Here is a 21,259-nt window from a genome sequence, read left to right on the forward strand (position 1 = left end):
GAAGCTGTTCGCGGCCTAAATGGGTTCTAAGGCACGCGCGGCGCGTGTTCCGCGCCCTGCCCCACGGCCCGCTCACTCATCCAGCGCAGCAGGTCCAGCCACATCTGGCGCATCTCGGCGTCCAGCGGCGTGCGGGTCGAATTGGGCAATTCGATGGTGACCACCGGTACGCCCTTGTGCACACCCCCATAGTTGCCCAGTGAGCCGGGGAAGATGCCCACCTGGTCAAGGTACAGGCGCCCCAGCCTGGAGGGCGGCACCGAGGGGCCGTCAAAGTCGAGCACGCCGTAAGGCGCATGAATGCTGACGATAAGGTTGGGTTTGAAGCTTTGCATCTGCTCATGCAAAAACCGCGACTCGGGCTCGGACAGCGGCTTGGGCCCAGGCCAGCGGCGCGGGTCCTTGCCGGTGCGCTTTTCCCAGTAAACCTTCGCGTCGCGCTCCCAATTGGGGGTGGGAAAGTTGCGGTTCAAATCCACACCATGTGCGTTGGTACGGCGAGGCGGCCTGGAAAGCACGCCGTCCGGATTGAGGACAGGAACGAATCGCCAGTGGATCGCCTGGGGCGAGTCCAGCGGCGGCTGGGAAGCCAGCCTGATCCAGTGCAGCGCCACGGCCCCTGAGGACAACTCGTCGCCGTGAATCGCACCGACGACCAGCACACGCAAGCCGGGCTGCTCGGGCTTGACGTCACGCACCCAGAGCACCCGGCCGTCAACCGAACGCGTCCCCGAAGCCTGCAGTTGCGCCGCCTCACACAGCTCACGCTTCACATTCGGGAGTTTGGAAGAGTAATCGGCGCAAGGTGAATCTGCACGAGCGCCAGCAGCTATTAAATAGATAGCAAAAAAACAGGCGGCAGAACGAAAAAATGGCATGGCACCCAGTTTAACTGCCGGGCCGCCAGTCCCTCGCAAGACGCGGCCTAAACCCTGACGCGGGTACGCCTGTACCGCTTCGGTTAAATTACCCTTCTATGCTGACCCCTGCCATCCCCCGCAAAGCGAGCAGCCCCAGCTTCTCCCAGCGGGAGTTCCGGGCTTCGCTGGCCATGTTTGCCACCGGGGTCACCATCGTCACCGCACGGACGCCGCAAGGCGCCTTGGTCGGGCTGACCGCCAACTCCTTCAACTCGGTATCGCTGCAGCCGCCGCTGGTGCTCTGGAGCCTGGCGCAGGCGGCCGGATCGATGGCCGCGCTCAGCACCGGATCACACTACGTCATCAACATCCTCGCGGCTGACCAGAAAGAGCTGGCCGAGCGCTTTGCCAGCCGGCGCGAAGACCGCTGGAAAGGCGTGCTGTTTACGGAGGGCGTCGGCGGCGCACCGTTGCTGACAGGCGCAGCCGCCACTTTCGAGTGCTTCAACCGCAGCCGGTACGAAGAAGGGGACCATGTGATCTTCGTGGGCGAAGTGGAGCGCTGCACCCACCGCGCGGGGGCCGCGCCGCTGCTGTTTCACGGCGGCAAGTTTTATACCGAGCATCCGCTGTAAACCGCACCTGCGCAAGCCGTGTTCAGCCCAGCCTGCCCAGCCGCACGGTCGTCACACCGGGCCGCAACTGCCGCACCGACGGCATGACCAGCACACAGTCGTCGTAGGGTGTCACCACCGGTTCGCCCGCATCATGCGCAATCGGCGTGCCGGCGTGACGTATGGTTTCGCCGCCGCAAAAGTCCTGCACAAACGCAAAGTCCATTGACCGCGCAACCACGCGGTGTGTCACCGTCACGGGCGGCGGCGGCGGCGCATCGGGCAGCAACCAGCCAGGCGGCACATCGCCGCGGTCAATCACCCCGGAGCCCACCAGAAACCGCATGAGCACGTTGCGCGCCGCCTGCAGCGACGCCAGTTCCCAGTGCTGGCCGGCCTCCAGCAGCAGGGCAATGCGGTCGCCGTTTTCGTCGCCAAACGGCCCGTAGTCCCGCATGCGGACCCCGTCGGCGTGGCCGGCATCGACGACCACCTGGCCCGTCGTAGCCAGGCTTTGTGCAAAAGCAATATTGCGCGGCAGCATGCCCGTCACCAGCAAAGCGCCACCGGGTTCATGCATGGAATGCAGGTCCAGCAGATGGGTGGCGCGGTCAACAAACGGCCTGATTTCGCGGGCGCGCAGCAGCTCGGCGCTGCGCCTGGGGCCGTCCAGCAGCTCAGGGGACCATACGCGGTTGAAATCCTCGTCAACAAAACGGGAGGCGTCGGGCTTGCGAGTGTCAAACCGCATGAAGGCCTCGGTGTTGCAGAACACGGCCGTGATGCGCCCCCGCCGCGGTTGCAGCCCGCTGAGAAGAAACGCGTCCAGCGCCCAGGCGCCCGAATATTCGTTGCCATGCACCAGCGCCGACACCAGCACTTCCGGGCCGGCTTCGGTTGAAGTGCGCTCCTGCACATGCGCCACCCCTGTGGAGGAGGCCGCCCAGAATGACAACCCTGGCGGCTGAAGCTGCACCGCATGGGCTTTCCTGATCACTTCGCCAGACTTCGCTTGATCGCTTCCTGATCGTTTCATGTGTCAGTACCGCCAGAAGATTTTCTGCAACTCTTTGGTGTCCCTTGTTTTCGTCAAGGCCAAGGCCAGAAGAATTCGGGCCTTCTGGGGATTCTGGTCGTCAACAACGAGCCAGTCATTGACGTCATCCTTCACCGAATTGTTCCGAATCACCACACCGCTGCCGGTACGGGTTGCCCGAACGACAAACACCCCCTTGGCGCGAATCTCGTTAAGCGGGCCAGCTATGTACTCAGGAACGCTTCCCGCGCCGACACCCGCATGAATGATGCCCTTGGCCCCGGATGCGACCAGCGCGTCGTATGCCGCACGGTTCATGTTCTGATAGCCATAAGCAATGTCGACCTGCGGCAGAGTCTGTATCTTGTCAATGTCGAACTCACTCTGCACCGTATGCGGGCGAATCAACGCACGGTAGAACCTGGCCTGACCTTCGATCACGAGACCGAGGGGACCGTAGGGAGATTTAAAGGTGTCAACCCGGGTCGCATTGGTTTTAGTGACATCCCGGGCGCTGTGAATCTCGTCATTCATGACCACCAAAGTCCCTTTTCCCACCGCTTCTTTACTCCCGGCGACCGCCACCGCGTTGTAGAGGTTAAGCGGCCCATCTGCGCTGAGTGCCGTGCCGGGCCGCATTGACCCGAGCATCACGACCGGCTTGCTGCTTTTGACGGTGAGGTTGAGAAAGTACGAGGTCTCTTCCAGGGTATCGGTGCCGTGGGTGATCACGATGCCATCAACCTCGTCCGACCGAAGGAGTTCAGACACCCGCCGGGCCAGTTGGAGCAGGCGGTCGTTGGTGAGGTTGTGTGAGCCGACCTGAAAGATCTGCTCGCCCTTGACGTTGGCAATAGTCTGGATTTCCGGCACGGCGGCCATGATCTTGTCGACAGCAACCACAGCGGCCTGATAGGCGCCGATGTTGGTGCTCGATGCTCCGACGCCGGCAATCGTGCCGCCGGTGGCGATGAGCACCACGTTAGGTTTCTTCACTTCCTGGGCCAGCGCCGAAGCCGAAACAGCAAGCGGCAATAGCAGACCGCAGGCGAGCCCGCGCAACATTGATATGACAGATAAGTGCATGACAATTCCCTCCGTGTCGGGCTAAAAATATTGCTCGGCGTGCAGAGCCCCGCCAGTGCTCCGGAGGGGCCTGGCCAGCACGCTTCGCGATTAACAAATACAGATCATGGCGAGCCAGGGTCTTCTGTGGGCCTGCCGCCGTTGTCCCGGCCCGGCCCCCGCGTCTTCAGCTTCAACGGCACCGCATGGGTTTGGGTGAATTCCCGCTGACGACTTACGAGGTAGCGCCGGTCGCCACTGCCTTGTTGACCACGTTGCGCACGCGCTGGGTTTCAGCCCGGATAAAGGCCGTGAGCGCCTGTGGCGTGCCGCCGTCATTGGAGATGCCGGCTTTCTGGAGCTTTTGCCAAACGGCTTCTTCGCGCAGGATTTCGTTGAGCTCCCTGTTCAGGCGCGCCACCATGGGCGCCGGCAGCTTGGCGGGCCCGAAGAGGCCGAACCAGACGTTCATGTCGTAACCCTTGAGCTTGGGGTTCTCGCCGAGTGCAGGGATTTGTGGTGCAGCCCGCGAACGCGTCGGCGTGGTGACGCCCAAGGGGATCATCTTGCCGGACTCGATGTGTGGCAGCGCGGAGGAAAGCACAGAGACACTGAACTCGATATTGCCGCCCAGCAAGTCCTGCAGCTGCTGTCCTGCGCCGCGATACGGCACATGGCGGAAGGTGGTGCCAGCCATCAGGTTGATCAGCTCTCCCGACACATGCAGCGGCGTGCCTATGCCCGAAGAGGCAAAGCTCAGCTGGTTGCGTTCGCGTTTGGATTTGGCAATCGCTTCCTCCATGGTTTTGACGCCGGTCTTGGTGTTGGTCACAAAGACCATGGGCGTGACGCCTATCAGCCCGACCGGGCTCAAGTCGGTTTCACCGTTGTACTTGACCGCAGCGTTGAACAGTTTGGCAATCGAGATTTCGCTGCCCGAACCCAGCAGCAGCGTATAGCCGTCGGGCGCGGCACTGACCACTTTTTGGGCGCCTATGGTTCCACCGGCGCCGCCGATATTCTCGATCACCACGGGTGTGCCCAGGCGCTTGGCCAGCGGTTCGGCGATGATGCGCGCCACCAGGTCCACGCTTCCGCCGGCAGGGTAGCCCACCACCAGCGAAATGGGCTTGCCGGCAGGCCAGGCCTGGCCCCAGGCAGCCGGCAAACCCAACAGCCCTGCGGCGGCAAGGCAAAGTGTGCGGCTCACGCCGCGGCGATTGAGGGTAAACATTCCTGGCATGGCGCGCTCCTTGTTGATGGCGCCAGTCTAGGAGCCGCCCCTGCGCGGCCCATGCGTATCACGCATGGGCGCATGCGACCTGGATTCAGGAAGCAGCCGGCGTGCTGGCGGACCAGATGCGCTGCACCAATTCATTGCGCGGGCTGCGCGGCCGGTACAGGCGAATCTCAAACCGGACCGTCAGGCCCTTGCCGTCGGCCTCCACCAGCCTTCCGCTGCGCAGGTCACCTTCGACCAGTCCGCGCGGCAGCCAGGCCAGGCCCACGCCCTGCAAGGCCTGCTCATGCAGCGACTCGGCGAAGTCAGACTCGGTCACGGTATGCAGATGCAGCTCGCGCGCACTGCGGCTGAGCCCGTCCTGAAGGATCTGGCCCAGCGCGAGCGTGGGCGCATAACCCAGCACCGGCACCGGCTTGCGGGCCGTGCCGGGCAAGGCGTGCTGCGGCTGGCCATCGGCGCGCGGTGCGCTGACGGCCACGAGTTCGTCGGTGCCCAGCGCGAGTCCTTCGAACGTCTGTTCGTCCAGCAACAGCGGCAGCCGCGGATGCGTGAACGACAGCAGGAAGTCAGCAGCCCCCTGCTCCAGGGCGGTGGCGCCTTCATGGATGGAGCCTGTGAGAATGCGCAAGCGAAACTCCCCGGCTCCGCGCTTGGCGCGCGCGAGCCAGTCAGGCACGGCGCTGCGTGAGAGCGTGCGGCCTGTTGCCAACGTGACCCAGTCCAGCCCGCCCCGTGCATGGCGGATGCGGGAGCGCGCATCGTTAAGGCTCGCCGCCGCGCGGCGCGCCACCGGCAGCAGCTCTTCACCGGCGGCCGTCAGGGCCAGAGGCATCACCGCGCGATTGATCAGGTCGGCGCCCACCCACAGCTCCAGAGCGCGGATACGGCGCGAAAATTGCGGCTGCGTCACATGGCGAAGCTCCGCCGCACGCGAAAAGCTGCGCTCACGTGCCAGCGCGATGAAGTCTTCCAGCCATTTATGGTCCACGGCAGCACCTTGTCCAGGGATTTAATGCAATGGTATTCCTTGTTACCCCGGCCAGCGAGCTGCCAGGGGTCGGGCTACCATCAAGGCATGAAGACAGCCCGCAAAGCCAATCTCGATCTCCTCGCCATGTCCCTCTTGCTGGGATGCTGCCTGTTCTGGGGCCTGCAGCAGGTCTTGATCAAGGCCACGATCAGCGAAATACCGCCGATGTTCCAGGCCTCGCTGCGGCTGGTTGGCGCCACGGCGTTGCTCTGGCTCTGGTGCCTGTGGCGCAAGGTCCCGCTCTTCAGCCGCGACGATTCGCTGAAGGCCGGCCTGCTGGCGGGCGCGCTGTTCGGCGCAGAGTTCGCCTGCATTTATGTAGGCTTGCAATACACCAGCGCTTCCCGCCTCACGGTGTTTCTGTACACCTCGCCTTTCTGGGTCGCCCTGCTGGTACCGCTGTGGGTGAAGTCCGAACGCCTGCGCGGCGTGCAATGGCTGGGCCTGTTGTGCGCCTTCGCCTCCGTGGTGTTCGCGCTGCGTGAAGGTTTCACCGGTGATCATGCGTCGACGGCGCGGGGCGATCTGCTGGCACTGGCCGCCGGCATGCTGTGGGGCCTGACCACGGTGGTGATACGTGCCACCAAACTGGTCAGCATCTCCGCTGAAAAACTCCTGTTCTACCAATTGGCCGTTAGCGCCGCAGTGTTTCCGGCCCTGTCGCTCTACCTGGGCGAGCAATGGTCGTGGCATTTCAGCCCGTTTGCCATTACTTCCCTGCTGCTGCAGACCGTCATAGGCGCATTCGCCAGCTACCTGGCCTGGATGTGGATGCTGGGGCGCTACCCGGCAACCAAGATTTCGGTGTTCGTGTTTTTCACGCCGCTGTTCGCGCTGCTGTTCGGCGCGCTGTGGCTGAAAGAAAGTATCACCACCGGTCTGCTGGTGGCGCTGGCCATGGTCGCGGCGGGCATTGTGCTGGTCAATCGCAAGCCGGCAGGCGCATAATTTTTCAGCATGACGCCTCATAAACGCATCCCCGGCCATCGCTTCCTCCATTCACCTGGCCCCACGCGGGTACCTGACGAGGTCATGGATGCGATGCGGCGCCAGCCCATGGACCTGGCCGACCCGCGGCTTGATCGTGTGATCCAGGCCTGCGAGACCGGGCTCAAGGCGCTGCTGCAAACCACCGCGGCCGACGTCTTCCTGTATGCCTGCAACGGCCACGGCGCCTGGGAGGCCGTGATCGCCAACCTGCTGGCGCCCGGGCAGCAGGTGCTGATCGCCGGGACGGGGCACTTCTCCGAATCCTGGGCCATACAGGCCGAGGCCATGGGCGCAGCAGTCATCCGCACGCCCTGGCGCGAGGGTTACCCGATTGACGTGCCGGCCATAGAAGCCGCGCTGCGCGCCGACACTGCGCATGCCATCGTGGCGGTGTTTGTGGTTCATACCGACACTGCGAGCGGCATGACCAGTGACCCGGGCAAAGTCCGGCGGGTGCTGGAAGCCACGGCCCACCCCGCGCTACTGGTGGTAGATGTGGTCGCGTCGCTGGGCGCGTCGCCCTTTGCCATGGATGCGCTGGGCGCCAACGTCGTGCTGGGCGCCTCGCAAAAAGGCTTGATGGTGCCGCCCGGTCTGGCCTTTGTGGCTGCGGATGYCGCAGCGATGAAGGTAGCCGCTGCCAATCCCTCGCCGCGCTTTTACTGGGACTGGGCGCGGCGGCAAAGCCCGCTCAGCTACCGCAAGTTCTGCGGCACGCCGCCGCAAAGCCTGCTGTTCGGCCTGGAGGCTGCACTGGGGCTGATCTTTCATGAGGGCGTCGAAGAGGTCATCGCCCGCCACCAGCTGATCGCCAGTGCGGTGCACGCCGCTGTCGATGCCTGGAGTGAAGGCGGTGCTCTGGGCCTTTTTGTGCGCGAGCCTGCGGCGCGCTCGGTCTCCGTCACGACGGTGTCTGTCACTGCGGGCATTGATCCCGAAGCCTTGCGCACTGTTGCGCGCGAACGGTTTCAGGTGGCGATTGCAGGCGGTTTGGGCCCGCTGGCGGGAAGAACCTTTCGCATCGGCCACCTGGGTGACATGAACCCGGCCATGATCCTGGGTTGCCTGGCCGGCCTGGAAGCGGCCATGCAGGTGCAGGGCATTCCCATCGGCGGCGGCGTGCAGCATGCCGTTGCAGCCTTGGCAGGTAAACGCTAGTACCTACTGCGAGGCAGTGATGCCGCCGTCGAGGTAAAGCACCTGCCCGGTCACAAAGCGGGATGCGGGCGCCGCAAAAAAAACGGCCGCACCCGCCACGTCCTGCGGGTCGGCCACGCGACCCAGCGGAATGCGTTCCAACACCTGCTTGCGCGTCTCAGGATTTTCGAGCCAGTGGCGCGCCATCTCCGTCTGCACCACCGTAGGTGCGATGCCGTTGACAGTGATGCCGTACGGCGCCAGTTCACTCGCATGCTGGCGAATCAGCATGACCAGGCCGCCCTTGCTGCTGCTGTAGGCCGAATAACCCCGGCCGCGCAAACCGAGCTGCGCGCGCACCGACAGCAGATGCACCTGAGCGCCGCCCCTGCCGCCTTCAATCTGTTTTTTAGCCGCAGCCTGCGCAAGAAACATGGCGGCCTTGAGGTTGACCTGCAACACCTCGTCAAAGGCTTCTTCCGTCACCTCCAGCAAGGCCTGCTCACGCTGCATGCCGACGCAGTTCATCAAGATGTCGAGGGCTCCCCATTGCGCCGCAACCGCATCAACGGAAGCCTGCATCTGCGGCACCGAATGCGCGTCCATGGCCAGACCCATGGCCTCGTGCCCTGCCGCACGCAGCGCGGAGGCAACGGCCTCGGCCTTGGCTTCGTCGCGCCCCGAAACTGCCACCCGTGCGCCGGCCATCGCCAGGCCCCAGGCAACGGCCTCGCCAATACCACCATAGCCACCGGGCACGTAAGCGGTTTTGCCGCGCAGGTCAAAAAGGCCTGAAAGCGCGGTACTGAAATCAATCCGGGGTGTGATGCTCATGGATGGCGAAATTGTGGGCGCAAAGCCGGCTAGCGACGAAAGGGCTTTCCCTCAGTCCATCAATAGCCCGCCGTTCAGGTCGATGATCTCGCCCGTGATAAAACCCGACAGCGGCGAGGCCAGGAAGCGCACCACGTGAGCGAACTCCTCGGGCTCGCAGAAGCGGCCGACCGGGATGTCCTTGAGCAGCTTCTGGCGCTGCTCTTCATTGAGCTGTTCGGTGATCATGGGCGTTTTGACGTAAGCGGGCGCGACGGCATTGGCCGTGACGCCAAAGGGCGCGAGTTCGCGCGCCAGTGAAAAGGTCAGCGAACTCATCGCGCCCTTGGACACCGAATAGGCCGTGCCTGCTGTCAATCCACCTGTCTTGGCCGCCAGGGAGCTGGTGTTGATGATGCGGCCGAAGCGCCGCACCTTCATTGCCGGCACCACCTGCTGCGCAAGGTAAAAAGCGCCGTCGAGGTTGGCGCCCATCACGCGCCGCCATTCACCCGCTTCGGTGGCCTCGATCTTGTTGTTGGACAGGATGCCCGCGTTGTTGATCAGGATGTCGACTGGCCCGAAGGCCTTGACGATGAGCGCATGACCGTCGCTCACGGCGGCCGCATCGCTGATGTCAAACGAGAACGGCAGGACACGCGAGCCCAACTCATGTGCGAGCGCACGGTTGCGTTCATGGCTGACATCCACCATCGCGACCTTGCAGCCGTCCTCCAGCAACACCTTGACGACGGCCAGGCCCATGGTGCCCGCCGCGCCCGTGACGAGCGCGACTTTGTTTTCAAGCGGTTTCATTACTCAACTTTCATAGTCGTCAAAAAACTCTTTACCAGAACACCGCGGAACCGGCTTTGCCGGGCCGCTAGTGTTGCCCCCTGCAAGGGGGGATCCGGCTACACAAAGTGAGCCGAGACGGGGGTGTGCCGACTTCAAGCGTCCAGGACGCTCTTCTTGCCAAACAATCCACGTGAGCGGAATGTCACGACGGCAATGAACAAGAGGTACATGGACATCAACGACCATTCGGACGCATACGAACCCGTGAGCCCAACAACCATGCCGACCATCAGCCCGGCGATCACTGCACCCCAGAGCGAACCGACGCCGCCCAGCACAATGATCAGGAATGCCGGCACCACTGCGTCTACGCCCACATGCGGGCGGATACCCCAGATCGGCGCCATGACCACGCCGGCGATGGCGGCCAACGCCACGCCCAGACCAAATACGAAAAGGCGCAGGCGAGAAAGGTTGATGCCCAGGGCGCGCACCATTTCACTGTCGTGCGCGCCGGCCTTGATGATCGCGCCGTAAGGCGTCTTCTGCAAAAACACCCAGAGCAGCATGATCATCAGGATGGCGAATCCACTGGCGAAGAAGCGATACTTCGAATAGACCAGGTCACCCATCAGGAAAGCGCCAGAGATGACTTCAGGCAGCATCAACTGCTTTTCCGAGGAGCCCCACACCAGGCGTATGGTTTCCTCAATGACCAGCGCCGCACCGAAGGTCAGCAGCAGGCCATAGAGCGGGTCACGGCCATAAGTGCGCCGCATGCACAGCTCCAGCAACAAGCCGAAAATACCCACCAGGATGGGCGCAAGAATGAGTGCCGCCAGGTAACGCGTTCCCAGCGGCAAACTCATGTACCAGGCCTGCAGGTTCGGGAACATGCCCAGCTGCGGTGCGATCAGGAAAAGCGCGAAGTACATGCCCAGCGCAAACAGCGAGCCGTGCGCCAGGTTGATGGTTTCCATCACCCCCACGATGAGCATGAAGCCCAACGCGATGAGTGCGAACAACAGGCCCAGCGAGATGCCGTTGACGAGGTGCGGAATAAGCTGGAGCAGAAAATCCATGTCGGTCTTTGAAGATGGAGGGCCAGTCAGACTTCGTAGCTGGGGGTCGCGTCGTAGCTCTCAAGCTTGCAGGCGCCGCCGGCATCCTTGTCCGCCACATCCTTGGGATCGGCCTGTGTGAGGATCTTGAAGATGTCGTCTTTCTCGGCGGGCTGGTCGTTGTAGGTCGCCATGTAAATCGTCTGCTGGCACTGGTGGGTGACGGGATCCATCCACGCGTCGTAGTGCTGCAGGCGGTCGGCCGCGCTCATCTTGCGGCCTTCGAGCTTTTTGATCACGGCAATGTTGTTGGTGGTGCCGGCCTCTTCCACACAGCGCAGCAGCTCGCGCGTGGCCATATAACCGTTGTGATACACATTGCCCGGCACGCGAATCGCCATGCCAGGGAACTGCTTCTGGTATGCCGCCACAAACTCTTTGACGCCCGGCAGGCCCAGGCGCCAGTACCACGTGGTGCCGAAGACGCCGAAGATGGCCTCGGGGCCCAGACCGTAGACATCGGGCCAGTCCTGCTGGTTGTTGATCCACGCCATGGACTGGTTCATCTTGAGCTGCACAACTTGCTGGCGCAGCGCCTTGATGTCGTCACCGCCCACCGCCGTGGCCACCACATTGGGCTTGAGCTGTTGCAGCTTGAGCAGGTAGGACGAGAAGTCGCGGGTGTTTTGCGGCACCAGCAGCTCCTCAACGATGCGCCCGCCGTTGGCTTCCACGATCGCGCGTGTCGCCTTGGAGGTGGTGTGGCCCCACACATAGTCGTTGGTCAGCAGCACCCAGTTCTTGCCGCTGGCCTTGATGGCGTTCTTGACGATCGCGTTGGAAAAGTTGGTGCCGTTGCCGTCCCAGACGAACTTGGTGCGGTGGCAGTCCTTGCCGGCCTCGGTCGGGCTGCTGGAGTTGGTGTTAAAAAATACCGTGCCGTATTTCTGCGCAACCTGCGAGATGGCATTGGAGACGCCTGAGTGCACTGCACCGATCAGAAAGGAGGCCTCATTGCGCGTGATCATGCGTTCGGCCACGCGCGAGCCGGTGGCCGGTGTCGTTTCCGTGTCAATATGGATGGCCTCAATGCGCCGGCCCAGCACACCGCCCTTGTCGTTAAATTCCTTGATCGCCATCATGGCGCCCAGGCGCTCTTCGGCGCCCGAGGCTGCATACAGGCCCGAAGCGTCCATGGTCAGGCCAATGGTCAGCGGTTTCTTCTGGCCGGTCTGCGCCCAGGCGTGGTTGTGCTTCCACGGCCCCATGAAGGGCGCCGCGCCGTACAGGCCCGCCCCCACCAGCGCCAGGCTTGAGTGCTTGAGCAGCGCGCGGCGCGAGGTGGCCTTGCTGTCGGATTGGGATTCAGGTGTTGCGTGGTTGTTCTTGATGTCGCTCATGGTTTTGTCTCCTGCGTGTAAATGGGTCAAACGGGTTGGCTTAACGGGGAACGATCTTGACGTCGTTGAGTTTTTCCTGTGCTTCGAAAAGGGAGGCGATCAGCTTGTCGCCGTAACCAGCGTTGCTGGCCTGGATCAGGCTTTGGTGCGTGGCCTCACCCATGAAGCTGGTGACGGGCAGCATCTCGGCCAGATGGGTGTAGTAGCGCAAATCTTTTTGCGCATTGGCGATGCCGAACTTGAAGCCGGTGACATCGCCTTCCTTGAGCGTTTTCGTTGCCATCATCTGAAAGATGCCGCAGTTCACGCCCCCGGCCGAGATCACGTCATAGAGGCGGTTGAGGTCCAGTCCGCTTTTGGCCGCCACCGCAAAGGCCTCGGCAATCGAGGCCGCAAAGCTCATGGCCATCATGTTGTTGACCAGCTTGAGCACGTGGCCGTGGCCGGGCGGGCCGACGTGGAAGATGTTTTCGCAAAAGGCCTTGAGCACCGGCTCCAGCGCCTTGAAGTCCTCAGGCTCGGCGCCGACCATGGTGTTGAGCCTGCCTTCCTCGGCTTCCTTGGGCGTGCGCGCCAGCGGCGCATCGACCAGCTTGATGCCTTTGGCCGCGAGGTCGTTGCGGATGCGGGTGCTGGAAGCGGGCTCGGCGGTGGAGGTGTCGACCACGATCAGGCCTTTGCGGCCGCCGTCCAGCAAGCCGTCCTTGCCGTAGACAATCTCTTCGACCTGGGGCGAGCCCGTGACGCAGATGAACACGATATCGCTGGCCTGCGCGCATTCGGCGTTGGTCCTGGCCTCTTTCGCGCCGGCGGCAATCAGGTCGGCCAGGTTGTCCCTGTTGCGGTTGACCTTGAAGGTGAGGGCGAAGCCCTTGGCCAGCAGATTCCTGGCCATGCCGTGGCCCATCATGCCGATGCCGATGAATCCGATTTTGGGTATTGTCATGTTTGTCTCCGTTTTCTTTCCCGTTGTGGCTTGTCTGTTCTGTCTGTTGCGTTTGGCGGCTTAGTTCACGGCCTCAGTGGCGGCTACTGAAACAGTGGCCCCTGCGCCCGCCCTCGCCTGGTCCCACAGCGAGATCAGCCGCGCATAGCGCTCGGCAATGGCCTTGACCACCGCCGCGTCGTCCATGGCGCCTGAGAACCAGCCAGTTGCGGCATCGGCAAAGATCGAGCGCCCCACGGCAAAGCCGCGGCAGATGGCGTGCGGCGCTGCGATTCGAAAGCTCTGATCCAGTTTTTCCTCGCTGGCCTCCAGGCCCAGCACCAGCACACCGCGGCAATGCGGGTCGTGCTGCGCCACCACGGCCGCGATCTTTTCCCAGGCAGCCGCACTAACGGCTGGCGGCAGCTTCCACCAGTCGGGGAAGATGCCAGCCTGGTAGATTTGTTCGAGCGCCATCGGTACGGTGTCGCCATCCGCGGGCATGTCCTTGGGTGGGATCACCTCGATGAGGAACTCGTGAAAGCTGTCCACGCTGGCTCGCTGCAGGTCGGCCAATTTGGCCAGCTGGCTGTCGCGCAAGGCCGGCTTGTCATGCGGGTGGTAATACACCAGGCATTTGGCGACGTGCTCGCCGGGCCAGGTTCGCATGACCGCACCCAGGCCGGCGCCGGCTTCGAACTGCAGCGGTCGTGAACCCGGCAGCTCGACCGGCCTTGCGACCCACCAGCCTTTGCCGGTCACCGTTGGAAGCACCTCTTCACCAAAGCGTCCGTCAACGATCACGCCGACGCCACTGCGCTGGCCGGCTCCAAGCCGCGCACCTTCGGCGATCAGGGATTTGAAAAGGGGGATGCGTTCGCTAGGCGCGCCATGGCGTGCCGCTACCTCTTCCAGCTGCATGCGGTGGTCGAACGCCAGGATGACCAGTTCTTCCCAGCGGCGTGTGCGCGTGCTGACACGGTGCAGGTGTTCGAGCTGCGCGTCTTCGCGCAGGCGCCGAGTGGCCGAGCCATGCATCAAGAAAAACTGCAACTCTTCCCAGCTCGCCATGGCCGGCGCGCAGCCATGGCGCGACACCACCAGCGCGCCGCAGGCGTTGGCATAGGCGCAGCAGCGTGTGAGCGGCTCCCCCGGGATCCAGCCGCGCAGAAACCCCGACATGAACGCATCGCCGGCGCCCAATACGTTGTAGACGTCCACCGGAAAGCCGGGGCCTTGCAAACCTTTTTCCAGTGAATCGGGAATCGCACCGTCGAACACCACGCAGCCCATGGGCCCGCGTTTGACCACCAGCGTGGCCTGCGTCAACTCGCGCAAGCGGCGCAGGGCTGCGAGCGTGTCGGTGCTGCCCCCGGCGATGTGAACTTCTTCTTCAGTACCGACCACCAGATCGCAGTGACCGACGACGGTTTGCAGATGCGCGCTGACCTCGCCGGAAGGTACAAAGCGCTGCTCGCCCATGCCCGGGCTGGTCAGGCCCCATAGCACGGGTCGATAATCGATATCGAGCACCACGCGCGTGCCCGCGGCTTTGGCCATCATCATGGCGCGCTTGCAGCTTTCATAGGTGAGCGGCTGCGACAGGTGCGTGCCCGAAATCAGGAGCGCCTTGGCCGAAGCAATGAAGGCCGCATCGAAGTCGTCTGGACTGATCGCCATGTCGGCGCAGTTGTCGCGGTAGAACACCAGCGGAAAAGTGTCGCGGTCCTGGATTCCCAGAAACACCAGTGCCGTCAGGCGCTTGGGATCGGTGGCGACATGGCTCACGTCCACGCCTTCGGCCGCCAGGGTTTCGCGCACAAAACGGCCATTGTGCTCGTCACCCACACGGGTCAGCATGGCGGGCTTCAGACCCAGGCGCGCCACGCCCACCGCGGTGTTGGCCGGCGAGCCACCCAAATATTTGGTGAAGCTCTGCATGTCTTCAAGACGGCCCCCGATTTGCTCGCCATACAGATCCACCGCGGCGCGGCCGACACAGATCAGATCCAGCGGGCGGCTCATACGGCCCCCTTGCGAGTTGGCTTGGCTGCGGTCTTGCTGTTCCTGGTTTTGGCTTTCGCTGCGCTCTGCTCAGCCAGTTGATGACCGGTGCTGACCACCAGCGCCTGTGCCAGACACAGCGGTGCGACCAGCGAGCGGAACGGCTTGGAGGAATCGTCGGCCAGCTCCAGGCAAACCTTGGCATGCGCCTTGAGCGGCGAGAGGGGACCGTCGGTAATGGCAATTACCAGCGCTCCCAGTTTGGCGGCCTCTGCTGCAGCCGCGATGACTTCGGGCGAATAGTTGCGAAAGCTGGCGGCGATCAACACATCGCCGGGCGCAACGGAGCGCAGGCTTTCGCGCAGCATGCCGCCCGTTCCGTCGAGCAGGTGGGTGCGCAGTTCGAGCTGGCTCAACGCATAAGCGAGGTAGCCCGCCACCGGAAAAGCGCGGCGCTGGGCCAGCACATGGATGCGCGGCGCCGAGGCCATGAGCTTGACAGCCGCTTTCAGGTCGGCCTGGGCGATGCTTTCCTCGAGGTGGCCGAGTTCGGCCACCGATTCGCCCACCAACTGGTGCAGTACACCGGCCGGTGCGCGCTCGCCGTTGAGCTGCTTGCGCCGCATCTGGTCTATGCGTTCGCGGTAGCTGTCGGAACGCTCCAGCAGGTGGCCGCGGAACACCTGCTGCATTTCGGAGAAGCCGCCATAGCCCAGCGCGTTGGCGAAGCGGATCATGGCCGAAGGCTGCACCTCGGTGGCCTCGGCCACCGTCGCCACCGTGCCCAGCGCCAGGTCGTTGGGCTGCTCGAGCGCGAAGCGCGCGATGCGCTGCAGCTGCTTGGACATGTCCGGGTAAATCCGGCCAATCAGCGCCTTGAGTTCTTCGTAAGTCGTTGCAGAGTCCATATGTCGTTGCCGCCTCGGGAATGCGATGGACGGGCCGGGCCTGCGTCGCATCAAATTAGAATAGATATTCTTGCTTATTTAAATAATAGAACGTATATTCTGTTGTGTCCAGCCCATTTTCAGCACTTGTTTTTCTAGCTCCACTCATTCACCCAGAAAAACCGAAGAGACAAGGTCCCCATGCAACTCGCTTCCGGCCGCGCGCCGCTGATCCCTCTGCCGATGCTCGCCACATTGCTGGTGCTGCTGTCCACGCCGCTGTGGGTGGGCCGCGTCGGGCTGTACCAATACCTGGCCCTGGAAATCATGATCTGGGTGTTGTTTGCGATGGGCTACAACCTGCTCCTGGGTTTCACCGGCCTGCCCTCCTTCGGGCACGGTGCATTCTTTGGCGCGGGCGCCTACGCCTTCGGCCTGCTGCAACTCAAGGTCTGGCCCAACCTGTGGTTCGACCTGGCCGGCGCGGTGCTGGTCACAGCGGCGCTCGGCGCGCTGGTGGCGCTGTTCATCTCACACAGGCGCGGCATTTATTACGCCTTGCTCACCATCGCATTCGGCCAGGTGTTCTGGTTCATCGCCAACAAATGGCATACCGTCACGGGCGGTGAAGACGGGCTGCTGAACATCAAGCGCCTGCCGGCCGATTTTGGTTTTGTGTCTTTCAATCTCTCCGGCAACAACGCCCTCTTCTTCTTTTGCCTCGTGCTGTTCGGGTTGGTGCTGCTGGTGCTGTGGCGGCTGATCCATTCGCCATTGGGTCGCATCTTCAGTGCCATCAAGCAGAACGAGACCCGCGCCGCCTTTGTGGGCTACAACGTGTGGCTTTACAAGTGGCTGGCCTTCACGATCTCCACCGCGGTGGCGGGCCTGGCCGGTGCGCTGTTCGCCATGGCGCAGCAGTCGGCCTACCCCAACGTCATGAGCCTGCACAACTCGGGATTCGTCGTGATGATGGTGCTGATAGGCGGCGGCCTCGTAAGTTTTTGGGGCCCCATCATCGGCGCCACTTTCTTTATTCTGGCGCGTGACCTGCTGGGCGCCTACACCGAGACCTGGCTGCTCTGGTATGGCCTCGTCTTCATGGCGATGGTGCTGTTCAAGCCCGAAGGCATTGCCGGCGCGTGGCAAGCCTGGAAGGCACGGCCGCGGCGCACTGTGGTGGCCAAACCCGTGACAACCCCCGCCGGAGGTGCACTGTGAAGCTCTTCGAGGCCAGCGGCCTGTCCAAACGCTTTGGTGCCCAGGTGGTGCTGCAAGACATCACGCTCAGCTTCAGGGAAGGTGAGCTCAACGGCATCATGGGCCCCAACGGCGCGGGCAAAACCACCTGCTTCAATGTGCTGACGGGCCGCTACAAGCCCGACCGCGGCCGTGTGACCTTTGCCGGCGAGGACATCACCGGCCTCTCGCCGCGGGAGATTGCCCGCAAGGGCGTGTCGCGTTCCTTCCAGATCATGAATTTGTTCGACAGCTACACCGCGCTCGACAACGTGCTGGTGGCCACGCCGCATGTGCGCAGGCAGGGCTTCAACCCCTGGCGCGATCTGGGCGCCGACAGCACGGCCCAGCAACTGGCCGCGGCCATCCTCGAGCGCGTCGGCCTCAAGGGCAAGGAGCACGTGCTGGCCAGCAGCCTGTCTTACGGCGAGCGCCGCGCGCTGGAGATCGGTGTAGCACTCGCAGCCGAGCCACGCATGCTCTTCCTCGACGAACCCACCGCCGGCCTGGGTGCCGAAGGCACGGCGCGCCTGATGGAGCTGGTGAAAGAACTCAAGCGCCAGCTCACGATTGTGATCATCGAACACGACATGAATTTCCTCTTCAAGCTCGCCGACCAGATCTCCGTCATCCACTGGGGCCAGGTCATCAGCCATGGCACGCCTGACCAGTTGCGTGAAAACGAATGGGTGCGGCGGTCCAACCTGGGGGCGCTGGCATGAGCGCGGTCCTGAAGTCCGTCATCAAAACCGTGTCGCCGCAGGCCGACATGCTGGCGGTGAACCGCATAGACACCTACTACGGCGAAACGCAGGTGCTGTTCGACATATCGCTGAAAGTCGGCGCCGGCGAAGTGGTGGCACTGCTGGGCCCCAACGGCGCGGGCAAGACCACGCTGCTTCGCTCCGTGCTCGGCCTCACGCCGCCACGCAAGGGCAGCATTGCCTTCGACGCGTGCGACATCACCCGTATGCCCACGCACGAGATCGCCAAGGCCGGCATGGGCTGGGTGCCGGACGACCGCCGCATCTTCCCGACGCTGACGGTAGCGCGCAACCTGGCTATCGCCCGCAAGACCACGCGCTTTCGCCCCTGGCAGGAGAAGGAATGTTTTGAAATCTTCAGCGCGCTCGAATACCTGATGCACCGCGAGTGCGAAAACCTCTCGGGCGGCGAAATGCAGATGGTCGCAATCTCGCGCGCGCTGCTGGGCTCGCCCGGCCTGGTGCTGTTCGACGAACCCAGCCAGGGCCTGGCGCCCAAGGTGGTGCAGGACGTGATGAAAACCATCAGCCGGCTCAAGGCCGAAGGCATCGCGGTGCTGGTGGTCGAGCAAAACGTGCAGAGCGCACTACAGGTGGCCGACCGCGCCTATGTGATGAACCAGGGCGTGATCGTCCACGAGGGCCCTGCGGCCGATCTGCGCAACGACGCCGCCTTGTGCCGGCAGCTTTTGGGAGTCTGAGCCAGCATGAGCCATCCACTGTTACGCGTCGAGAACGTCGCCAAGCAATACCAGCGTGGCGTCTTCCGCAAGACGACCACCTTTTCACTGAACGCCGATTTCGAGGTGCACAAGCCCTGCGTGGTTGGTGTCATGGGCCCCAACGGTTCCGGGAAGACCACGCTGTTCGAACTGATCACCGGTAGCAACCTGCCGAGCGCGGGCCGCGTGCTGGTCAACGGCCAGGACATCCACCAGGTGCGCACACGCGAACGCGACCGGCTGGCGATCCACTACCACCAGTCATACCAGGTGCGGTCATTTCAAAAGACCAAACCCGACTTCATGCTGGCGCATGCGCAGAGCGATTCGCCGCTGGTGCACCTGTTCGACGAACCGCAGTTCAACACGCAGGATGGCTACATCGGCTTCATGCTGGACTTCTTCGCCAAACTCAGGGCCAACGGCCGCCTGGTGTTTTTATGCCTGCATCCCAACGAGCCCTACCACGTCGACATCCTGCGGCAATGCTGCGAGCGTTTCATCTTTGTACAAAAAGGTGCGGTCAGCGAAGCGCCTGACTTCGACACGCTGGCGCGCGACGAGAAGGTCAGGGCCTACCTGGGGGCGCTGGCGCCGGCAGCTTGATCCACGGCGCCGCGCGCGGTTCAAATCAGGCTGTGTTTTCTGGCGCGGTAAGCCAGCTTCGCCCGCGTGGTGTTGAGCCGCCGCGCCGCTGCCGAGAGATTCCCCTGGCAGGCGGAGATGGCGCGTTCCAGCATGTCGCGCTCGGTTTGCTCCAGGGACTGCTGCGAAGCGGCGGTGCCAGCCGGCATGGAATGCGCACCAGCCGGCGCCCCGTCGAAGTTCAAGGTGCCTGAGCTGCCCTGCATCCGCAAGGTCATGACCTCGGTGCTCAAGGTCTCGCCGCCGGTGAACAGGTGGTGCACGTCGATCAAGCCGTCGGCATCGGCCATGATCACGGCGCGCTCGATCAGGTTTTGCAGTTCGCGGATGTTGCCGGGAAAGTCGTAGTTCAGCAGCGTGCGCACCGAGGCCTGCGTGAAGCCGCCGGTGTTGCAGCCGTGCTTGCGCCGGTAGTGGTTGAGGAAGTGGTTCATCAGCAGGGGAATGTCGTCGCGTCGCTCGCGCAGCGGCGGCAGGTGAATGGGAAACACATTGAGCCGGAAAAACAGGTCTTCGCGGAACCGGCCTTCGCGCACGGCCTGGCGCAAGTCCTCATTGGTGGCGGCCACCACACGCACGTCAACCGCAATGCCGCGCGTGCCGCCCACACGCTCGACCTCGCCCTCCTGCAGGGCGCGCAGCAGCTTGCCCTGGGCCACAAAACTCAGCATGCCGATTTCGTCCAGGAACAGGGTACCGCCGCTGGCCCGCTCAAAGCGGCCTGGCCGCGAATGGCTGGCCCCGGTGTAGGCGCCGCGCTCCACGCCGAACAACTCGGACTCGATCAGGGTTTCCGGGATGGCCGCGCAGTTCACCGCGATAAACGGCTGGTCTTTGCGCGGGCTGATCCTGTGCAGCATGCTGGCAAACTTTTCTTTGCCCACGCCCGACTCGCCCGTGAACAGCACGGTGGCGGTCGTGCGCGCCACCCGGCTCAATTGATGGCAGGCCGCGTTGAAGGCGGATGAGGCGCCCACCATCGCGTCGCCGGCCGGCACGTCGCTGGTCGCAAGGTCGGCCGGGACCGATTCGCTGCGCGCGTAGGCCGCGGTGTCGACAAACTCCCGGGCATTCAGGTAGCGCATGTCCTCTTCAATGTTGTCCCATTTGTCGGCGGACTTGCCGACCACCCGGCATTGCGCCTGGCCCATGGACCGGCACATGGTTTCCCGGAAAACGATGAGGCGGCCGAACAGCGTGCTGACGTAGCCCGTGGCGTAGCCCACCTGCATCCAGCAGGCCGGGGAGCCACCTATGCCGTAGGCGGCAATGTGTTCATCGTCCTCGCTGGAGTTGTGCCAGATGAATTCGCCTTCATAGCCGCTGGTGTCCGGGTCGTAGGTCACGCTGACCAGTTCGACCTTCACCACGCCCTCGAGCGCATGCAGGCGCGTGCCGGCCATGGCGGCAGCCGGCGGGTCGGCGTCGGGCCAGTGCTTGCGCACCAGCTGGGCATCACGGGCGCCGCTGACATAACCGGCGCGGGTGAACAGGCCGCGGGCTTTTTCGATGCCCAGGCTGTCGATCATTTCGCGGCGCATGGAACCGAGTGCCTCGGTGTGCAGCAACACCATGCGCTGGTCCTGCAGCCAGATGCGCCCGTCACCCGGTGAGAAGAACAGGCATTCGCTGATGTCCGCGATCGTCGGGTGCGTGTCGCCGCCGATGTGCGTGCTGGCAAACCCGCCCATGGCCTTGGCCACCGACGCGCTGTCGAAGCTGCCCAGCGCGACCCCGGTGGCCCGAGCCACCTCGGCCAGGGAAATGCGATCGGATGCGCGCATGGCTTTGCTCCTCGATTTGATTGATTTGATTTGATCAATTGGTGAAATTTGATTCAACTTTATAACTATTTGATGAAGAAAACATGGGTGGTTTCCATGTGCTGCACCGCAGCAAACATACCTAGGGTATGTCCCCGTTCTCCCAGTGAAAAAGCTTTGGGTGCAGCGCAGCAAGCGGGCCCTGGCACGCGGCGCTGGTACATGCATTGCGATACAGAAGCACGACGCGCCGATGTGGCGAG

20 protein-coding genes are annotated in these 21,259 nt (G+C 63.3%); 7 read left to right on the forward strand and 13 right to left on the reverse strand.

The features are described 5' to 3' along the window. Positions 1 to 26: 26 nt before the first annotated feature. Positions 27 to 773, reverse strand: coding sequence for a M14 family zinc carboxypeptidase (locus AC1DZE_RS18510; protein ID WP_477670340.1), 747 nt, complete (start codon positions 771 to 773; stop codon positions 27 to 29). 203 nt (positions 774 to 976) lie between these two features. Here AC1DZE_RS18510 and AC1DZE_RS18515 point away from each other — a divergent pair, with 203 nt between their 5' ends. Further along, a complete protein-coding gene (locus AC1DZE_RS18515; RefSeq protein WP_477670341.1) occupies positions 977 to 1,495 on the forward strand; it encodes a flavin reductase family protein in 519 nt (172 codons plus the stop codon). 22 nt (positions 1,496 to 1,517) lie between these two features. Here AC1DZE_RS18515 and AC1DZE_RS18520 read toward each other — a convergent pair whose 3' ends face one another. From AC1DZE_RS18520 to AC1DZE_RS18535, 4 genes are all read right to left on the reverse strand, one after another. Further along, positions 1,518 to 2,510 carry a M14 family metallopeptidase gene (locus tag AC1DZE_RS18520; RefSeq protein ID WP_477670342.1) on the reverse strand — a complete coding sequence of 331 codons (993 nt, stop codon included), beginning with the start codon at positions 2,508 to 2,510 and terminating at the stop codon, positions 1,518 to 1,520. Between the two features lie 3 nt (positions 2,511 to 2,513). Further along, on the reverse strand, positions 2,514 to 3,596 hold the full coding sequence (locus AC1DZE_RS18525) for an asparaginase (RefSeq protein ID WP_457281800.1): 1,083 nt from the start codon (positions 3,594 to 3,596) through the stop codon (positions 2,514 to 2,516). 214 nt (positions 3,597 to 3,810) lie between these two features. Further along, positions 3,811 to 4,818, reverse strand: a complete 1,008-nt coding sequence (locus AC1DZE_RS18530) for a Bug family tripartite tricarboxylate transporter substrate binding protein (RefSeq protein ID WP_477670343.1) — start codon at positions 4,816 to 4,818, stop codon at positions 3,811 to 3,813. 85 nt (positions 4,819 to 4,903) lie between these two features. Continuing rightward, the gene (locus AC1DZE_RS18535) at positions 4,904 to 5,806 is read right to left on the reverse strand and encodes a LysR substrate-binding domain-containing protein (RefSeq protein ID WP_477671773.1); all 903 of its coding nucleotides are present in this window, start codon (positions 5,804 to 5,806) and stop codon (positions 4,904 to 4,906) included. A gap of 87 nt (positions 5,807 to 5,893) precedes the next feature. On the opposite strand from AC1DZE_RS18535, the gene AC1DZE_RS18540 reads away from it, so the two are divergent. Continuing rightward, positions 5,894 to 6,796, forward strand: coding sequence for a DMT family transporter (locus AC1DZE_RS18540; protein WP_477671774.1), 903 nt, complete (start codon positions 5,894 to 5,896; stop codon positions 6,794 to 6,796). 9 nt (positions 6,797 to 6,805) lie between these two features. Continuing rightward, positions 6,806 to 7,996 (forward strand): pyridoxal-phosphate-dependent aminotransferase family protein, encoded by a 1,191-nt coding sequence (locus tag AC1DZE_RS18545; protein ID WP_477700408.1) that lies wholly within the window; start codon positions 6,806 to 6,808, stop codon positions 7,994 to 7,996. Positions 7,997 to 7,999: 3 nt separating this feature from the next. Here AC1DZE_RS18545 and AC1DZE_RS18550 read toward each other — a convergent pair whose 3' ends face one another. The 7 genes from AC1DZE_RS18550 to AC1DZE_RS18580 all read right to left on the reverse strand — a co-directional run bounded on the left by AC1DZE_RS18550 (position 8,000) and on the right by AC1DZE_RS18580 (position 15,884). After that, entirely contained in the window at positions 8,000 to 8,809 is an 810-nt protein-coding gene (locus tag AC1DZE_RS18550; protein WP_477670347.1) for an SDR family NAD(P)-dependent oxidoreductase, read from the reverse strand. 51 nt (positions 8,810 to 8,860) lie between these two features. Continuing rightward, the gene (locus AC1DZE_RS18555) at positions 8,861 to 9,604 is read right to left on the reverse strand and encodes an SDR family NAD(P)-dependent oxidoreductase (RefSeq protein ID WP_477670348.1); all 744 of its coding nucleotides are present in this window, start codon (positions 9,602 to 9,604) and stop codon (positions 8,861 to 8,863) included. A gap of 134 nt (positions 9,605 to 9,738) precedes the next feature. Next, positions 9,739 to 10,668: a branched-chain amino acid ABC transporter permease gene (locus tag AC1DZE_RS18560; protein ID WP_477670349.1), complete on the reverse strand. Its 930-nt coding sequence runs from the start codon at positions 10,666 to 10,668 to the stop codon at positions 9,739 to 9,741. A gap of 26 nt (positions 10,669 to 10,694) precedes the next feature. After that, the gene (locus tag AC1DZE_RS18565) at positions 10,695 to 12,047 is read right to left on the reverse strand and encodes an ABC transporter substrate-binding protein (RefSeq protein ID WP_457281808.1); all 1,353 of its coding nucleotides are present in this window, start codon (positions 12,045 to 12,047) and stop codon (positions 10,695 to 10,697) included. A 40-nt stretch (positions 12,048 to 12,087) separates the two neighbouring features. Beyond that, a complete protein-coding gene (locus AC1DZE_RS18570; protein ID WP_477670350.1) occupies positions 12,088 to 12,993 on the reverse strand; it encodes an NAD(P)-dependent oxidoreductase in 906 nt (301 codons plus the stop codon). A 60-nt stretch (positions 12,994 to 13,053) separates the two neighbouring features. Beyond that, on the reverse strand, positions 13,054 to 14,997 hold the full coding sequence (locus AC1DZE_RS18575; protein WP_477671776.1) for a bifunctional 5-dehydro-2-deoxygluconokinase/5-dehydro-2-deoxyphosphogluconate aldolase: 1,944 nt from the start codon (positions 14,995 to 14,997) through the stop codon (positions 13,054 to 13,056). Further along, positions 14,994 to 15,884 (reverse strand): MurR/RpiR family transcriptional regulator, encoded by an 891-nt coding sequence (locus AC1DZE_RS18580; RefSeq protein WP_477670352.1) that lies wholly within the window; start codon positions 15,882 to 15,884, stop codon positions 14,994 to 14,996. Before AC1DZE_RS18580 ends, AC1DZE_RS18575 begins: the two co-directional genes overlap by 4 nt. Before the next feature lie 180 nt (positions 15,885 to 16,064). Here AC1DZE_RS18580 and AC1DZE_RS18585 point away from each other — a divergent pair, with 180 nt between their 5' ends. From AC1DZE_RS18585 to AC1DZE_RS18600, 4 genes are read left to right on the forward strand one after another with little or no spacing between them, the layout of a single operon-like run. Further along, complete coding sequence (locus AC1DZE_RS18585; protein ID WP_477670353.1) at positions 16,065 to 17,084, forward strand: branched-chain amino acid ABC transporter permease; 1,020 nt, start codon at positions 16,065 to 16,067, stop codon at positions 17,082 to 17,084. Further along, the gene (locus AC1DZE_RS18590; protein WP_477670354.1) at positions 17,081 to 17,824 is read left to right on the forward strand and encodes an ABC transporter ATP-binding protein; all 744 of its coding nucleotides are present in this window, start codon (positions 17,081 to 17,083) and stop codon (positions 17,822 to 17,824) included. The genes AC1DZE_RS18585 and AC1DZE_RS18590 overlap by 4 nt, the downstream gene beginning before the upstream one ends. Further along, a complete protein-coding gene (locus AC1DZE_RS18595; protein ID WP_477670355.1) occupies positions 17,821 to 18,567 on the forward strand; it encodes an ABC transporter ATP-binding protein in 747 nt (248 codons plus the stop codon). Before AC1DZE_RS18590 ends, AC1DZE_RS18595 begins: the two co-directional genes overlap by 4 nt. 6 nt (positions 18,568 to 18,573) lie before the next feature. Then, a complete protein-coding gene (locus AC1DZE_RS18600) occupies positions 18,574 to 19,194 on the forward strand; it encodes an ATP-binding cassette domain-containing protein (protein WP_477671777.1) in 621 nt (206 codons plus the stop codon). A gap of 20 nt (positions 19,195 to 19,214) precedes the next feature. Here AC1DZE_RS18600 and AC1DZE_RS18605 read toward each other — a convergent pair whose 3' ends face one another. After that, positions 19,215 to 21,017 carry a sigma 54-interacting transcriptional regulator gene (locus AC1DZE_RS18605; protein WP_477671778.1) on the reverse strand — a complete coding sequence of 601 codons (1,803 nt, stop codon included), beginning with the start codon at positions 21,015 to 21,017 and terminating at the stop codon, positions 19,215 to 19,217. Positions 21,018 to 21,259: the final 242 nt, after the last annotated feature.

It is taken from the genome of Polaromonas sp. P1_F1 (assembly GCF_056405795.1).

Coding starts and splice junctions, on each gene's coding strand:
- AC1DZE_RS18555 (WP_477670348.1), bottom strand. CDS start 9,604: ATGAAACCGCTTGAAAACAAAGTCGCGCTCGTCACGGGCGCGGCGGGC.
- AC1DZE_RS18600 (WP_477671777.1), top strand. CDS start 18,574: ATGAGCCATCCACTGTTACGCGTCGAGAACGTCGCCAAGCAATACCAG.
- AC1DZE_RS18595 (WP_477670355.1), top strand. CDS start 17,821: ATGAGCGCGGTCCTGAAGTCCGTCATCAAAACCGTGTCGCCGCAGGCC.
- AC1DZE_RS18605 (WP_477671778.1), bottom strand. CDS start 21,017: ATGCGCGCATCCGATCGCATTTCCCTGGCCGAGGTGGCTCGGGCCACC.
- AC1DZE_RS18575 (WP_477671776.1), bottom strand. CDS start 14,997: ATGAGCCGCCCGCTGGATCTGATCTGTGTCGGCCGCGCCGCGGTGGAT.
- AC1DZE_RS18515 (WP_477670341.1), top strand. CDS start 977: ATGCTGACCCCTGCCATCCCCCGCAAAGCGAGCAGCCCCAGCTTCTCC.
- AC1DZE_RS18525 (WP_457281800.1), bottom strand. CDS start 3,596: ATGCACTTATCTGTCATATCAATGTTGCGCGGGCTCGCCTGCGGTCTG.
- AC1DZE_RS18530 (WP_477670343.1), bottom strand. CDS start 4,818: ATGCCAGGAATGTTTACCCTCAATCGCCGCGGCGTGAGCCGCACACTT.
- AC1DZE_RS18550 (WP_477670347.1), bottom strand. CDS start 8,809: ATGAGCATCACACCCCGGATTGATTTCAGTACCGCGCTTTCAGGCCTT.
- AC1DZE_RS18540 (WP_477671774.1), top strand. CDS start 5,894: ATGAAGACAGCCCGCAAAGCCAATCTCGATCTCCTCGCCATGTCCCTC.
- AC1DZE_RS18570 (WP_477670350.1), bottom strand. CDS start 12,993: ATGACAATACCCAAAATCGGATTCATCGGCATCGGCATGATGGGCCAC.
- AC1DZE_RS18520 (WP_477670342.1), bottom strand. CDS start 2,510: ATGAAACGATCAGGAAGCGATCAAGCGAAGTCTGGCGAAGTGATCAGG.
- AC1DZE_RS18585 (WP_477670353.1), top strand. CDS start 16,065: ATGCAACTCGCTTCCGGCCGCGCGCCGCTGATCCCTCTGCCGATGCTC.
- AC1DZE_RS18560 (WP_477670349.1), bottom strand. CDS start 10,668: ATGGATTTTCTGCTCCAGCTTATTCCGCACCTCGTCAACGGCATCTCG.
- AC1DZE_RS18580 (WP_477670352.1), bottom strand. CDS start 15,884: ATGGACTCTGCAACGACTTACGAAGAACTCAAGGCGCTGATTGGCCGG.
- AC1DZE_RS18565 (WP_457281808.1), bottom strand. CDS start 12,047: ATGAGCGACATCAAGAACAACCACGCAACACCTGAATCCCAATCCGAC.